Origin of the sequence: Nonomuraea sp. GTA35 (genome assembly GCF_041950525.1) — a bacterium.
Lineage (GTDB): Bacteria > Actinomycetota > Actinomycetes > Streptosporangiales > Streptosporangiaceae > Nonomuraea.
The window spans coordinates 1-14,043 of the sequence record NZ_JBGNUV010000005.1 but is presented as its reverse complement, the minus strand read 5'-3'; the positions used below and the strand labels follow the sequence as shown (position 1 = coordinate 14,043).

Sequence of the window (14,043 nt, the reverse complement as noted above, 5' to 3'; positions counted from 1 at the left end):
TCATGGTGGACGAGCTGACGGCGTACGCGCGGGAGGCGTTCGGGTGGGGTGACGGCGTCGCGGTGGGCGAGCCGCGCCGGGGCGCGCTCGGGCAGATCCGGCGGGTGGAGACCGGGGGAACCGCCTACGCGCTGAAGGAGATCTTCGGCGAGCCGCCACCGGAGGCGCTGGTCGTGGCGGAGCTCGCGTTCGCGCGCCGGGCGGCCGGGGCGGGGGTGCGCTCACCCGCCGGCCATCCCGACCTGCGCGGCCGCTACCTGGTGCGGACGCCGGGAGGGACGTGGCTGCGCCTGTACGACTGGCTCGACCTGACCCCGGTCGACCTGGCGGCGCCCGCCACGCCGGACCGGCTCGGCACGCTGCTCGCCCGCCTGCACCGCTGCGCGCCTCCCGCGACGGCGGAGCCCGGCGGGGAGCCGCCCGCCCCCTGGTACCACCGCCCGCCGGCCCTCCACGCGTGGGAGCCGGCGCTGGCGTCAGGGGCGGCCTGGGCCGGGCTGCTGCGCGAACGGCTGGCCGCGGTGCCCGAGCTGTGCGCCACGATCACCCCACCGGCCCCCGGCGAGCTGATCGTCTGCCACCGCGACCTCCACCCCGGCAACGTGCTGGCCGGCCGCGACGGCACGCTGGTGGTCGTCGACTGGGACGGGCTCGGCCCCGCCGAGCCGGGGCGGGAGCTGGCCAGGGCCCTGTTCGACTGGTTCAGCGACCCGGCCCCCGACCTGGCCGCCATGAGCCGCATGTACCGGGCGTACCGGCGCGAGGGCGGGCCGGGCCGCGTCGCCGCGGCGGCCGACTTCTCGATGCTCATCGCGTCCCGCCTGAACTTCCTGCTGCTCCAGACCCGGATCGCGACCGACCCCCGGGCCGAGCCGCGGCACCGCGCCTGGGCGGAGCTCGAGATCGACGAGGCGCTGCGCATCATGCCGGCGCCCCGGCAGCTCGCCGGGGTGCTGGACACGCTGGACGAACGGGGCTGAGGCCCCCACCGCCTCAGCCCCGGGAACGACTAGTAGATGCGGTACTTCTTGCCGCAGTTGTCGAACTTGCCGGCCCAGCAGGTGAACGTGTAGACCTTCTTGATCCCCTTGCCGCCCCAGGTTCCTACGACCTTGCCGTCCCAGGCCTTGTTGAACTTGTGCCAGGAGCCGTTCTGGTAGTACTCGAACCACACCCAGGCCTTCTTGCCGCCGGCCCTGTCCACGCCGTACCACTTCGTGAACACCTTGCCGCCCGACTTCCACGTCTTGCCGTAGGTGTAGGCCTTGCCGTCGCTGGAGAAGAACTTGCCCCACTTGACGAGGGTGACGGTGCTCGCGGAAGCGGTGGTGGCGCTCTGCGTGGCCGCCTGCGCGGCGGCGGGGCTCAGGGCCAGGCCGGTGACGGCCATCGAACCGGCCAGAGCGGCGATCGTGAGGGTCTTACGCATGATCGGGTTTCCTCCCCCTTGTCGGTGCTGCCGGGGTTTGTTCCGGCAGCAGGGACATTACGGAGGCCGCAAGGGATCATCTGTGGAGGAATCCACACATCGGAGGTGATCAGGGACACACCTCAGCGCTTGACCGACACCCGGTCCACCGCGAACGGGACGTACGCCGGCTGTGCCGCCCTGGTCTGGGCTCCCGCGCTCTGGCCGCACGCCGCCAGCAGGAAGTAGTCGCCGCTGGCGTAGTCGATGGGGTGCAGCACGACGTTGCCGTTCTCGTCCACGCTCTGGTACTTCGTGCGGTTGACCCCCATGGAGAGCTGGCGGGCGCCGTCCTCGCTGGTCATCGACTCCGTGGCCATGCCGAAGACGCTGCCGCTGTGCCCCCAGAACCGGCCGCAGGGCAGGTCGAGGTAGTAGAGGCCGAGGCCGTAGTTCAGCACGCCGCCCGCCAGCACCGGCACCGTCTTCTTCATCTCGGCCAGCTCGGCCGCGCCGATCAGCTCGCCGCGCAGCAGCGCCCGGTAGAACCGGTTGAGGTCGTCCATCGTGGAGACCATCGCGCCCGCCGTGGTGATCCAGGTCGGGCTGTAGACGCTGTAGTCGCGGGGCGGGTCGACCCAGCCGAACAACGACTCGTACGCCTTGGAGTGCGGGCCGGGGATGTGCGGCGTGCGCGGGAACGACGTGTGCCGCAGGCCGGCCTTGCGGATGACGTTGCGGGTGATGTACTCCTCGGCGCCCATGCCCGTCACCTTCTCCAGGAGCAGGCCGGCGATCAGGTAGTTGGTGTTAGAGTAGACGCCGGGCGTGGCACCCGGCTCGCCGGTCGGGGCGGCGTCGAGGCCGAGCCGTACCAGCTCCGGGCGGGTGAAGACGCGGAACCGGTTGTCGTCCAGGCTCTGCGCCGAGCCCTGCAGCAACGAGGGGAACGCCGGGGCGACGTGGTCGGCGATGTGGCTCGTGTGGTTGAGCAACATCCGCACGGTGATCCGCTCGCCGCGCTCGCCGGGCACCACGTCCGGCAGGTAGCGGGCGATCGGGGCGTCCAGCTCGACGGCGCCGCGGGCGACCTGCTGGAGCACGGCCACCGCGGTGAACGTCTTGGTGATGCTGCCCACCCGGTGCACCATGCCGGGCTTCACGGGGCGGCTCGTGGCCACGTCGGCCACGCCGGAGGCGCCCTGCCAGGTCTGCGAGCCGTCGCGTACCTGGGAATAGAGGCCGTACATGCCGGCCTCGTGCACGGCGTCCAGCGCATGCCGCAGGGCCTGCCGGTCGAGCCCGGTGTCCGCGGCGGCGGGCGCGGGGGCCGCGGCGATCAGCGCGCCGAGCGTCATCGCGGCGGCCGCGAGGCGGCGGGAGGTGCTCTTTCCAGACACTCGCATCTTCATGCCGCAAGCTTCCTGGAAACGGGGCGTTCCGGGTCAGTTGTGCGTGTCATGCACTGCGTATGACAGGTGTCATCCGGAGTGCGGCCGCTCCTGTTGACAGCGCGGCGGTCCGGAGCCGGGAATGACAGTACGCTTCATTGCCGGATCTCATCGGCGGCCGGCTCGTTCTCGGGAAGGACACTGCGGATGCCCCACGCGGCGAGGCCCACGGTCACGCTGCACGACGTGGCCGCGGCGGCCGGCGTCTCGGTCGCCACCGCCTCCCGGGTCCTGGGCGGCAGCTCCAGGAAGGTGGCGCCGGAGTACGAGGCCCGCGTGCTGGCCGCGGCGGCGGCCCTGCGGTACACGGTGGACGCCTCGGCCAGGGCGATGCGCCGGGCCAGCGACTCGATCGCGCTGGTGGCCGACGACCTCACCACGCCGTCGATGGGCATGGTGGTGGCCGCGATGGAGCACGAGGCCCGCGACGCGGGGGCGTTCGTCACGGTGTCGTCCACCATGGCGGCCTCCGAGCGGCAGGCGGAGACCGTCCGCGTGCTGCGCTCGCTGCGCCCGCGCGCGCTCGTGCTCACGTCCAGCCGGTACCTCGACGACGAGCGGCTGTCGAGGGAACTGGCCGCGTACGAGCGGGAGGGCGGGCGGATCGTGATCGTCGGTCATACGGACATGACCTACGATTCGATCAACATCGACAATCACGGCGCCGGGCGGTCGATGGGCGCTTTCGTCGCGGAAACCGGGCACCGCCGGGCGGTGATTCTGACGGGCGGCCCGGATATGCGCAACATGGCCGAGCGGACGGACGGATTCGTCGAGGGCCTGCGGGCCGGAGGCGTGGACGAGCGCGATATCCGCATCATTCGCTGCCCGGTCAACCGGCAGGGCGGATTCGACGCGGCCCAAAGGCTGGCGGCCGGGGGAATGGCTCCCGGGCAGGCCGTTCTGGCCACCAATGACGCGCTCGCGATAGGCGCCCTTTCGGCCTTTCGGGAAGCCGGTGTGAAGGTGCCCGACGACATTTCCGTGACGGGGATCGACGACATTCCCCTCGCTTGTGACGTGACGCCGCGACTGACCACAGTGGCGCTGCCGCTCGCGCAATGGGGCGTGCAGGCGATTCGTTTCGCGCTGGAGAAGTCGGACGCTCCCCGGCGCCTGATTCTGGAAGGCCGCCTGATCGTCCGCGACAGCACGCGCCGGCGCCCGTAACCGCCCCGGCTCCCTCGGCGGCACCCTTGACGCTCGTGCGACGGGGCATGCAAACTGCGGAATACGTTTTCCCGCCCAGGCCGGGATCGACGGCGCCTGACCCTCTCCCCATCGACGTGAAGGAACACCTTGTCTCAACGCACATACCGGGCCGCGATCATCGGCACCGGCGGCATCGCCCACGCGCACGCCCAGGCCGTGCAGGCCTCCGGCGGCCGGGCCGAGCTCGTCGCCGTGGCCGACGTGGACGCCGGGCGGGCCCGCGAGTTCGCCGCCAAGTACGGGGTGCCGGACGCGTACGGGAGCGCCGAGGAGCTGCTGGCCGCGCAGGAGCTCGACCTCGCGCACCTGTGCACCCCGCCCGCGCTGCACACCCCGCTCGCCCTCGCGTGCCTGGAGGCCGGGGTGACGGCGCTGGTGGAGAAGCCGCCGACGCTGTCGCTCGCCGAGCTCGACACCCTGATCGAGGCGGAAGGGCGCTCCACGGCGCGCGTCGCGACCGTGCTGCAGCACCGCTTCGGCGCGGGCGCCGTACGGCTGCGGCGGCTGGCCGGCGAGGGCAGGCTGGGCCGCGCGCTGCTGGCCACCTGCGACACGCAGTGGTACCGGGACGAGGCGTACTACGCGGTCCCGTGGCGCGGCACCTGGGAGTCGGAGGGCGGCGGGCCGACGATGGGGCACGGCATCCACCAGTTCGACCTGCTGCTGTCGGTGCTCGGCCCGTGGCGCGAGGTCACGGCCGTGGCCGCGCGGCAGGCCCGCGACGTGGACACCGAGGACGTGTCGATGGCGCTGGTGACGTTCGAGAGCGGCGCGGTCGCCACCGTGGTCAACTCGGTGCTGTCCCCGCGGCAGACCTCCGAGCTGCGCTTCGACTACGAGCACGCCACGGTCGAGGTCGAGCACCTGTACGGCTACACCGACGACGACTGGACGATCACCCCCGCGCCCGGCCACGACGCCCTGTCCGAGCTGTGGGGCCAGGATCGCAGCAGCGCCTCCAGCGGCCACGGCGGCTGGCTCGCGGCCGTGCTCGACGCCCTCGACCAGGGCCAGGCGCCGCCGGTCGGCACCGCCGACGCCCGGCGGACGATGGAGTTCATCGCCGCCCTGTACGCCTCCGCCTTCACCGGCGAGCGCGTCCAGGCCGGACAGATCACCGCAGACAGCCCGTTCGCCCTGCGCATGGACGGCACGGGCGCCCCTTGGAGGAACGAGAAGTGACCCTGCAGGCCACGCACGCGCTCGGCCGCTCGATCGCCGTCACGGCGGGCGACGTCGAGCTGTTCACCTACGTCTACCGCCCGGACACGCCGGTGCTGGAGTCGCCGAAGCCGTACCTGCACCCGATCCGCACCCGCGGCGGCCGGCTGGTGTCGCTGTTCCGGCCGCACGACCACGTCTGGCACAAGGGCATCGCCTGGTCGCTGCCGTGCGTGGGCGAGCACAACTTCTGGGGCGGGCCCACGTACGTCGCGGGCGAGTACGTCCAGCTCGACAACAACGGCAGCGCCACCCACCGCGAGATGACCACCCTGACGGCCGGGCCCGACCGGGCCGTGATCGGGCACGCGCTCGACTGGACCGCCCAGGACGGCGCGCCCGTCATCGAGGAGCGGCGCGCGCTGACCGCGACGCTGGTCGACGGCGAGACCTGGGCGCTGGTCTTCGAGACGGCCATGACGAACGTGTCGGGCGCCACCATCGACTTCGGCTCCCCGACCACGAAGGGCCGCGAGAACGCCGGCTACGGCGGCCTGTTCTGGCGGGGGCCCCGCTCGTTCACCGACGGCGTCATCCAGTCCCCTGACGGGGCGGGCGGCGACGAGCTGCGTGGCAAGCGCGCCGAGTGGTTCGGCTTCCGCGGCAGGCACGACGAGACCGGCGACAGCTCGACGATCGTCATCGTGGACGACACCGCCAACCCGCAGCACCCGCCGCAGTGGTTCGCCCGCACGCAGCAGTTCGCCTGCCTGAACCCGGCGCCGTTCTTCAGCGAGGAGGTGCCGTTGCCCGGCGGCGAGACCATCCGCTTCCGGTACGCGGTCGTGATCGCCGACGGCGACCGGGGCGAGGACGGCTGCGCGGTGCTGGCGAAGCAGGGCAGGGACGCGCTGCGATGAGCTTCCCCGGCGGCACGTCGATCAGCCGGCTCACCGTCTACACCGGGGCCTGCGCCGACGGCCTGGAAGGCGGCACGCCGCACCTGCACACGGCCTCCACCGAGGCGTACGTGGTGATCGGCGGGCGCGGCACGCTGCAGACGCTCGACGTGAACGGCCTGCGGGAGACGGAGCTCGGCCCCGGCTCGACCGTCTGGTTCACGCCCGGCACGATCCACCGCGCCGTCAACCGCGGCGGGCTGGAGGTCGTGGTGGTGATGTCGAACGCCGGGCTGCCGGAGGCGGGGGACGCCGTCATGACGTTCCCGCCCGAGGTGGTGGCCGACCCCGGCCGCTACTCCGCCGCGGCGAGCCTGCCCGCCGTCGATGTCGAGCAGGCGGTCGAGCGGCGGCGGGAGCTGGCCGTGGACGGCTTCCACCGGTTGGTCGAGGGCGGCCCCGAGGCGCTGCGGCGCTTCTACGCCGGCGCGGTCGCCCTGGTCCGGCCGAAGGTGGCGGGCTGGCGGGAGATCTGGGAGTCGACGGTCGCCGAGCAGGCCCGCCGCACCGCCGGGATCCTCGACGCCCTGGAGCGCGGCGACGGCACGCACCTCCAGGAGTCCGCCCTGATGGAGAGCCCGCCGCAGGAGCGCTGGGGCATGTGCGGCCACCTGCGCGCCCACGACGTCGCCGACCCCGTCGTGCACTGATCTTCGCCAACGCCAGCTCCCCACCACGAGGAAGGCAGGTACGACGCGGCAGCGAACCGCTGCGCGTGGTGACAAGATGACCGCCATGGACGAGGGGCCCGCGCCCACCCTGCACGACGTCGCCCGGGAGGCGGGGGTGTCCGTCGCCACCGCCTCCCGCGCGCTCAACGGCAGCTCGCGCAACGTCAGGACGGAGAACGCCGATCGGGTACGCGCGGCGGCGGCCCGCCTCGGCTACGAGCCGCACCTGTCGGCCCAGGCCATCGCCAAGGGCTCGACCAGGACCGTCGCGCTGGTGGTGCGCGACGTGGCCGACCCGTACTTCTCCTCCATCGCCGCAGGCGTCGGCCAGGCGGCGGAGGAGGCCGGGCTCATCGTCACCATGGCGGTGGCCGGCGGCTCGCCGGAGCGCGAGCTGGAGATCGTCAGGACCCTGCGCGGCCAGCGCCCGCGCGTCATCATCGTCGCGGGCAGCCGCATCGACGGGGCGGGCACCAGGGACGAGCTCGCCGACGAGCTGGAGGCGTACCGGACGGCCGGGGGCCGGGCCGTCCTGATCAGCCAGCGCGACCTGCCGTTCGGCACCGTCACCATCGACAACCACGGCGGCTCCGCCGGCCTGGCCCGAGCCCTGCTGGGCACGGGCTACCGGCGCTTCGCCGTCTTCCACGCCCCGCCCTCGCTGCGCACCTCCCGCGACCGCCACGAGGGTTTCCTGTCCGGCCTGGACGGAGCGGGAAGCGTGCTCGCCTTCGAGACCGGCTTCACCCGCGCGGGCGGCTACGAGGCGGCGCGGCGGCTGGTGGAGCGGGGATTCGAGGACGTGGAGGCGGTGTTCGCGGTCAACGACGTGATGGCGATCGGCGCGATGACGGCCTTCCGCGACGCCGGCGTGCTGCCGGGCAGGGACATCGGGGTGGCGGGCTTCGACGACATCGCCTCGACGGTGGACGTCGTGCCCGCGCTGACCTCGGTGGCGGTGCCGCTGCGCGAGGCGGGGCTGAGCGCCATGCGGCTGGCACTGTCGGACGACGCGCCGGAGGAGACGCGCCTCCCGGCCACCGTCGTCCTCCGCGAGAGCACCCCGCCCCGCAATTGAGGTGCGAGCTCCCGGCTCCACGCGGCAAGATCACGCGCATGGACTTCGAGGAGCTGATCCACCAGGCGCGGGACACCCCCTTCGAGGGCTGGGACTTCTCCTTCCTCCGCGGCCGCGTCACCTACGAGGGCGAGCTGCCCTGGGACTACGAGCGCCTGGCCCGCGAGCACCTGCGGAACGCCGCCTCCCTCCTCGACCTGGGCACGGGCGGCGGCGAGCTGCTGGCGGGCCTGGCGCCGCTGCCCCCGCGCACGGCGGCCACCGAGGGGTACGCGCCGAACCTGCCGATCGCCAGGGCCCGCCTGGAGCCGCTGGGCGTCGAGGTCGCCGAGGACACGCGCCCGTTCCCCGACGCCTCCTTCGACCTCGTGCTCAACCGCCACGAGTCCTACGACCCGGCCGAGGTCCGCCGCCTGCTCGCCCCCGGTGGCAGGTACCTCACCCAGCAGGTGTCCGGGCGCGACCTGGAGGAGCTCAACGCGGCGCTCGGCGGCCCCCCGCACCCGCACCACGCCTGGGACCTCGCCTCGGCGACGGCCGCCCTCGACCGCCTGGAGATCACCTGGAGCGAGGAGGCGTCCTTCACCACCACGTTCCACGACGTCGGCGCGCTCGTGCTGTTCCTGCGCGCCGTCCCCTGGCAGGTGCCGGGCTTCGACGTGTCCGCGTACGGGGACCGGCTGCGCGCCGTCCACCAGGACATGGCCCGGGGCCGCCCCCTGAGGGCCACCGCCCGCCGCTTCGCCCTGCTGGCCGTCGCCCGGTAACCCGCCCAGGGCCGGCTCGCGCACGTCGAGCTCGCGCCGCGCGCCGCCTCGATGGCCGAGCAGCTCCAGTCCGTCGAGGACCGGCACCGGCACGCCCCCTGACCCGGACGTCTCCCGGCATCCGGAGCTCGGACACCGGCAGGTCAGGCGCGGGCTGGAGCGGCCGGCTCAGGGCTTGGCCCGCTGGACGGCCAGGGCCTCGGCCGTGCGCCAGTTCTGCTCCGCGTGCTTGGGGTCCTCGCCCTCCCACCGGCCGAGCACGGCGAGCACCGCGTCGGCGTCGCGCAGGAAGGAGTCGAGCAGTGACCGGTAGAGCGCGCCGACCGTCCACTCGCCCGCGGCCCCCCAGCCGGGGAAGTCGACCGCCTTGTTCTCCTCGAAGATCTGGCGCACCTCGGTGAAGATCGGCAGCAGCTCTTCCCTGATGCTGCGCCGGACCTCCCCGATGGCGTCAGGGGTGACGTGACGCGTATCCGGATTCACGCCATCCACCCTGTAACACGCGACCGCGGTCAAGGGCCGATGTCATTCACTGATCATTCATCGTTCTCAAGTCAGAAACCGACCCGCTTCCCATGCTTTGTCCCGATGAATTGCGCCCGCCGCCGCGCACCCGGCCGGCGGCCCGTTGGAGCCCATGCTCGGCCGGGAGCGAACCCTGTGACGGATGCGGCCTATGTCGGGTGTGTCCGGCATGGCGGTCAGCCTTTCTACCACCGAGGTCTAAAGATCGTCATCTGTGGATGGGTTTTCCTCACCCGGTGCGGTCGACATACCGGTGGCCGATCGCCCGCCGGGATGCGAGGCTGCCCGCAACCGCCCCGGTCCTCCTGCGAACGGGTGACCGGGGCGGAGCCCCGCAAGTGCACCGAGAGGAGTGCTGCAGATGTCACACGACGCCAGCCGCGTCGCGGCGAAGCGGATCAACGACCACGTGGAGGTCATCCACGCGGACAACCCGGACACGGTGCTGGAAGTTCCTCGCCGTGACTGGGAGGCGTTCACCGCGGCCGTCAAGTCCGGCGCGTTCGACCTCGAAACGCTCAACCGCCAGGCCGAGCAGAGCAACGTGGCCTGACCTTCCGCAGCACGACGGCGCCCGCTCCCCGCAAGGGGGCGGGCGCTTCCGTTCCGGCAGGTTTCCTGAAAGTTTCACCGGTAGCGACGAAAGGGGATCGCTGGTCAGAACCCAGGTCGACGGATCCGTTCCAGCCTTCCGGAAAGGTGGCACCGAAATTTTCGGTACGGCTTCGAAATATTCTTGACGAGTTTGCGGCCGGCACCTAAAGTCCCGGCTTAATGATCGGGATGAATCTCTCGAAGGTCGCAACCATGACATCTGTCAACGTGCCGGGCCTCGCGCCCTGGCAGGACGCCGCCCGTACGACCGAGGAGCGGGTGGAGAGCCTGCTGGCCGAGCTCACCCTCGAGGAGAAGGTGGCCCAGCTCGGATCCATCTGGATCCAGAGCGACGAGCCCGGCAACGTCGCGCCCCTGCAGGACCGCTTCGTGGTGGACGGCGGCATGGAGGAGCGGCTGCGCTACGGGCTCGGGCACCTCACCCGCGTCTACGGCACCGCGCCGCTGAGCCCCGCCGAGGGCGCGGCCCGCCTGCGCTCGCTGCAGGAGCAGGTGATGGCCGCCAACCGGCACGGCATCCCGGCGATCGCCCACGAGGAGTGCCTGACCGGGTTCGCCACGTACGGGGCGACCGCGTACCCGACGCCGCTGGCCTGGGCGGCCACCTTCGACCCCGGCCTGATCGAGCGCATGGCCGCGGCGATCGGCGCCGACCTGCGCGCGGCCGGGGTGCACCAGGGGCTCTCGCCCGTCCTGGACGTGGTGCGCGACTACCGGTGGGGGCGGGTCGAGGAGACGCTGGGCGAGGACCCGTACCTGGTGGGGCAGCTCGGCGCGGCGTACGTGCGCGGCCTGGAGGGCGCCGGGATCATCGCCACGCTCAAGCACTTCGCCGGGTACGCCGCCTCGCGCGCGGCCCGCAACCAGGCGCCGGTCAGCATCGGGCCGCGGGAGCTGGCCGACGTGATCCTGCCGCCGTTCGAGACGGCGCTGCGCGAGGGCGGGGCGCGCTCGGTGATGAACTCCTACACCGACCTCGACGGCGTGCCGGTCGGCGCGAACCCGCACCTGCTGCGCCGCCTGCTGCGCGAGGAGTGGGGGTTCGAGGGGACGGTGGTGGCCGACTACTGGGCGATCCCGTTCCTGGCGTCCATGCACGGGGTGGCCGAGGACCTGCCGGCGGCGGGGGCGCTGGCCATGCTGGCGGGCATCGACGTGGAACTGCCCGAGACCCACGGCTACGGCGAGCACCTGGTGGGCCACGTCCGCGCGGGGCGGGTGGACGAGACGCTGGTGGACGAGTCGGCGCGGCGGGTGCTGCGGCAGAAGATCGAGCTCGGCCTCCTCGACGGCGACCCGGCGGCGCCCCCGCAGGCCGGCGGGAACGGCGCCGGCCCGGCCCCCTCGCCGGTCCCCGGCACCGCCGACGCGCTGGACCTGGACAGCCCGCGCAACCGCCGCCTCGCCGCCACCGTCGCGGAACGGTCCATCGTCCTGCTCGGCAACACCGCCCGCGTCCTGCCCCTCCCCCCGGACACCACCTCCCGCGTCGCGGTCATCGGGCCGTGCGCCGACGACCCGCGCACGCTGCTGGGCTGCTACGCCTTCCCCAACCACGTGCTCGACCGCTACCCCGAGCACGGCACGGGCCTGCCGATCCCCTCCGTCAGGCAGCGGCTGGCGGAGGAGTTCCCGCACGCGGAGCTGTGCCACGCGCCCGGGGCCGACGTGACGGGCGACGACCGGTCGGGCATCGGGCCGGCGGCGGAGCTGGCCGCCGGGTGCGACCTGGCGCTGCTGTTCGTCGGCGACCGGGCCGGGCTGTTCGGCGGCGGCACCTCCGGCGAGGGCTGCGACGCGGCCGACCTGCGGCTGCCCGGCCTCCAACCCGACCTGGTCGAGGCGGTGCTGGCCACCGGCACGCCGACGGTGCTCGTGGTGGTGTCGGGGCGGCCGTACGCGCTGGGCGCGTACAAGGAGCGGGTCGCGGCGGCGATCCAGGCGTTCTTCCCCGGCGTCGAGGGCGGCGCGGCGCTGGCCGGCGTGCTCAGCGGCCGGGTGAACCCGTCGGGGCGGCTGCCCGTCCAGATCCCCGCCTCGCCGGCCATCAACCCCTCCACCTACCTGCAGCCGCCCCTGGGCAGGAAGGCCGAGGGCATCACGGTGCTCGACCCGACCCCGGCGTACGCGTTCGGGCACGGGCTGTCGTACGCGGCCATCGAGTACGTCGCCATGACCACCGGACTCGCGGAGTACCCCGTGGACGGCGAGATCGAGGTGTCGGTGACCGTGCGCAACGCCGGCGACAGACCGGCCGAGGAGGTCGTGCAGCTCTACGCCTCCGACCCGGTCGCGCAGGTCGCCAGGCCCGCGATCCAGCTCGTCGGCTTCGCGCGGGTGGCGCTGGCGCCGGGGGAGAGCCGCGTGGTGGCGTTCGACGTGCCCGCGGACGCGTTCTCCTACACCGGCGTCGAGCTGCGCCGCATCGTCGAGCCGGGGATCGTCACGCTCGCCGCCGGCCCGTCCGCGGACGAGCCGCCGCTGCGCCAGGTCATCCGGCTCACCGGCGACACCCGCGAGCTACGTGGCGCGCGGCGCCTCACCACCCGAACCCGCCTCCTGGAGGGCTGAACGTGCGGACCTACGACAACCCGGTGCTCGGTGGCTTCCACCCCGACCCCAGCGTGTGCCGGGTCGGCGAGGACTACTACCTCGCCTGCTCCAGCTTCGAGTACTTCCCCGGCATCCCGATCTTCCACAGCCGAGACCTGGTGCACTGGCGGCAGATCGGCAACGCGCTCGACCGGCCCGAGCAGCTCAGGCTCCCGCCCGGGACCGCGTCGTCGGGCGGCGTGTTCGCGCCCACGCTGCGCCACCACGACGGCCGGTTCTACCTGGTCGACACGAACGTGAGCGACCGCGGCAACTTCATCGTCAGCGCCGACCGCCCCGAGGGCCCGTGGTCCGACCCGGTCTGGATCGACCTGCCGGGCGTCGATCCCGACCTGGCGTGGGACGAGGACGGCTCGTGCTGGTGCGCCGTGTCCGGGGTCAAGCTGGCGCGCATCGACCCGGAGACGGGCAAGGTGCTGGAGGGGCCGTTCCCGACCTGGTCCGGCACCGGGCTGCAGTGGCCGGAGGCGCCGCACCTCTACCACATCGGCGAGTGGTGGTACCTGCTGATCGCCGAGGGCGGCACCGACCGGGGGCACGCCGTCTCGATCGCGCGCGCCCGCTCGCCGCGCGGCCCGTTCGAGCCCGCGCCGGCGAACCCGATCCTGTCCCACCGCAGCACCGACCTGCCGATCCAGTGCACCGGCCACGCCGACCTCGTGCAGGCCGCCGACGGGACGTGGTGGATGGTGCTGCTCGGCACCCGGCCGCGCGGGCACACCCCGGGCTTCCACGTGCTGGGACGGGAGACGTTCCTGGTGCCGGTCGAGTGGCGGGACGGCTGGCCCGTCGCGGGCCCGGTGCTCGAACGGCATCCGGCGCCCGCCGCCTGGCACCCGTTCCCGCCGGCGCCGTCGCGTGACGACTTCGACGCCGGCACGCTGGCCCCGTACTGGATCTCGCCCCGCACCCGACCCGAGGGCTCCTGGTCGCTGTCGGAGCGGCCGGGGCTGCTCACCCTGCACGCCACCGGCCCGACGCTCGACCGGCCCGGGTACACGTTCATCGGCCGCCGGCAGCAGCATCCCGACTGCCGTATCCGCGCCCGCCTCGACCCGGGGTCCGGCACCGGCGGGCTGTCGGTCCGCCTGGACGAGGCTCACCACTACGACCTGGAGGTGGGCGAGGGAACGGCCCGGGTGATCGCCCGCATCGGGCCGGTGCGGCAGTGCGTGGCCGAGCGGCCGGTGCCTGCCGGGCCCGTCACGCTCACCCTGACCTTCCGCACGACGGACCTGCTCCCGCCCTCCGTGACGGCCCCGGCCACCGAGCCGCTCGGCGTCGGCGCGGGCGGCCCCGACACGATCGCCTTCGCCGTGGACGGGCAGGTGCTCGCCGAGCTCGACGGCCGGTACGTCGCCACGCAGGTCGCCGGCGGCTTCACCGGGCGGGTCGCCGGCATGTACGTCACGCGCGGCAGCGTCGCCTTCGACTGGTTCGACTACCAGCCCGCCACCTAGGACCCCTCTGAAGATGTTGCTGGCGTGATGGATCACGGGCTGAGGGTCTGGCGATCGAGGTTTGATGGTGAAGCGGCCCTGGGTTGTTGCCCGCTGGATGGCCTCAGCCGGTGGCCGGCTGTA

General features: G+C 73.1%; 13 protein-coding genes and 1 pseudogene. 11 read left to right on the top strand and 3 right to left on the bottom strand.

Going from position 1 to position 14,043, the window contains the following annotated elements; genetic code table 11:
• Nucleotides 1-2: 2 nt before the first annotated feature.
• Nucleotides 3-980, top strand: coding sequence for a phosphotransferase enzyme family protein (locus ACBJ32_RS23315; RefSeq protein ID WP_375128479.1), 978 nt, complete (start codon nucleotides 3-5; stop codon nucleotides 978-980).
• 29 nt (nucleotides 981-1,009) lie between these two features.
• On the opposite strand, the gene ACBJ32_RS23310 is transcribed toward ACBJ32_RS23315, so the two are convergent.
• A complete protein-coding gene (locus ACBJ32_RS23310; protein ID WP_375128478.1) occupies nucleotides 1,010-1,429 on the bottom strand; it encodes a hypothetical protein in 420 nt (139 codons plus the stop codon).
• Nucleotides 1,430-1,551: 122 nt separating this feature from the next.
• Entirely contained in the window at nucleotides 1,552-2,820 is a 1,269-nt protein-coding gene (locus tag ACBJ32_RS23305; RefSeq protein ID WP_375128477.1) for a serine hydrolase domain-containing protein, read from the bottom strand.
• A 186-nt stretch (nucleotides 2,821-3,006) separates the two neighbouring features.
• Here ACBJ32_RS23305 and ACBJ32_RS23300 point away from each other — a divergent pair.
• The 7 genes and pseudogenes from ACBJ32_RS23300 to ACBJ32_RS23270 form a co-directional block, all read left to right on the top strand.
• Nucleotides 3,007-3,108: pseudogene (locus tag ACBJ32_RS23300) on the top strand (LacI family DNA-binding transcriptional regulator); the annotation flags it as partial.
• Nucleotides 3,109-3,219: 111 nt separating this feature from the next.
• Nucleotides 3,220-4,029: a LacI family DNA-binding transcriptional regulator gene (locus ACBJ32_RS23295; protein ID WP_375128984.1), complete on the top strand. Its 810-nt coding sequence runs from the start codon at nucleotides 3,220-3,222 to the stop codon at nucleotides 4,027-4,029.
• Nucleotides 4,030-4,158: 129 nt separating this feature from the next.
• Nucleotides 4,159-5,253 (top strand): Gfo/Idh/MocA family protein, encoded by a 1,095-nt coding sequence (locus ACBJ32_RS23290; RefSeq protein ID WP_375128476.1) that lies wholly within the window; start codon nucleotides 4,159-4,161, stop codon nucleotides 5,251-5,253.
• On the top strand, nucleotides 5,250-6,152 hold the full coding sequence (locus tag ACBJ32_RS23285; RefSeq protein ID WP_375128475.1) for a PmoA family protein: 903 nt from the start codon (nucleotides 5,250-5,252) through the stop codon (nucleotides 6,150-6,152). The genes ACBJ32_RS23290 and ACBJ32_RS23285 overlap by 4 nt, the downstream gene beginning before the upstream one ends.
• Entirely contained in the window at nucleotides 6,149-6,841 is a 693-nt protein-coding gene (locus ACBJ32_RS23280) for a cupin domain-containing protein (protein WP_375128474.1), read from the top strand. Before ACBJ32_RS23285 ends, ACBJ32_RS23280 begins: the two co-directional genes overlap by 4 nt.
• A gap of 76 nt (nucleotides 6,842-6,917) precedes the next feature.
• Nucleotides 6,918-7,940, top strand: a complete 1,023-nt coding sequence (locus tag ACBJ32_RS23275) for a LacI family DNA-binding transcriptional regulator (protein ID WP_375128473.1) — start codon at nucleotides 6,918-6,920, stop codon at nucleotides 7,938-7,940.
• A 38-nt stretch (nucleotides 7,941-7,978) separates the two neighbouring features.
• Complete coding sequence (locus ACBJ32_RS23270; protein WP_375128472.1) at nucleotides 7,979-8,707, top strand: class I SAM-dependent methyltransferase; 729 nt, start codon at nucleotides 7,979-7,981, stop codon at nucleotides 8,705-8,707.
• A 168-nt stretch (nucleotides 8,708-8,875) separates the two neighbouring features.
• Here the strand turns inward: ACBJ32_RS23270 and ACBJ32_RS23265 are convergent, their stop codons facing one another.
• The gene (locus ACBJ32_RS23265; protein WP_375128471.1) at nucleotides 8,876-9,190 is read right to left on the bottom strand and encodes a hypothetical protein; all 315 of its coding nucleotides are present in this window, start codon (nucleotides 9,188-9,190) and stop codon (nucleotides 8,876-8,878) included.
• A 403-nt stretch (nucleotides 9,191-9,593) separates the two neighbouring features.
• On the opposite strand from ACBJ32_RS23265, the gene ACBJ32_RS23260 reads away from it, so the two are divergent.
• The 3 genes from ACBJ32_RS23260 to ACBJ32_RS23250 all read left to right on the top strand — a co-directional run bounded on the left by ACBJ32_RS23260 (nucleotide 9,594) and on the right by ACBJ32_RS23250 (nucleotide 13,920).
• Nucleotides 9,594-9,785, top strand: coding sequence for a hypothetical protein (locus tag ACBJ32_RS23260; RefSeq protein ID WP_225272985.1), 192 nt, complete (start codon nucleotides 9,594-9,596; stop codon nucleotides 9,783-9,785).
• A 254-nt stretch (nucleotides 9,786-10,039) separates the two neighbouring features.
• Nucleotides 10,040-12,418, top strand: coding sequence for a glycoside hydrolase family 3 N-terminal domain-containing protein (locus ACBJ32_RS23255; protein ID WP_375128470.1), 2,379 nt, complete (start codon nucleotides 10,040-10,042; stop codon nucleotides 12,416-12,418).
• 2 nt (nucleotides 12,419-12,420) lie between these two features.
• Entirely contained in the window at nucleotides 12,421-13,920 is a 1,500-nt protein-coding gene (locus ACBJ32_RS23250; protein ID WP_375128469.1) for a glycoside hydrolase family 43 protein, read from the top strand.
• Nucleotides 13,921-14,043: the final 123 nt, after the last annotated feature.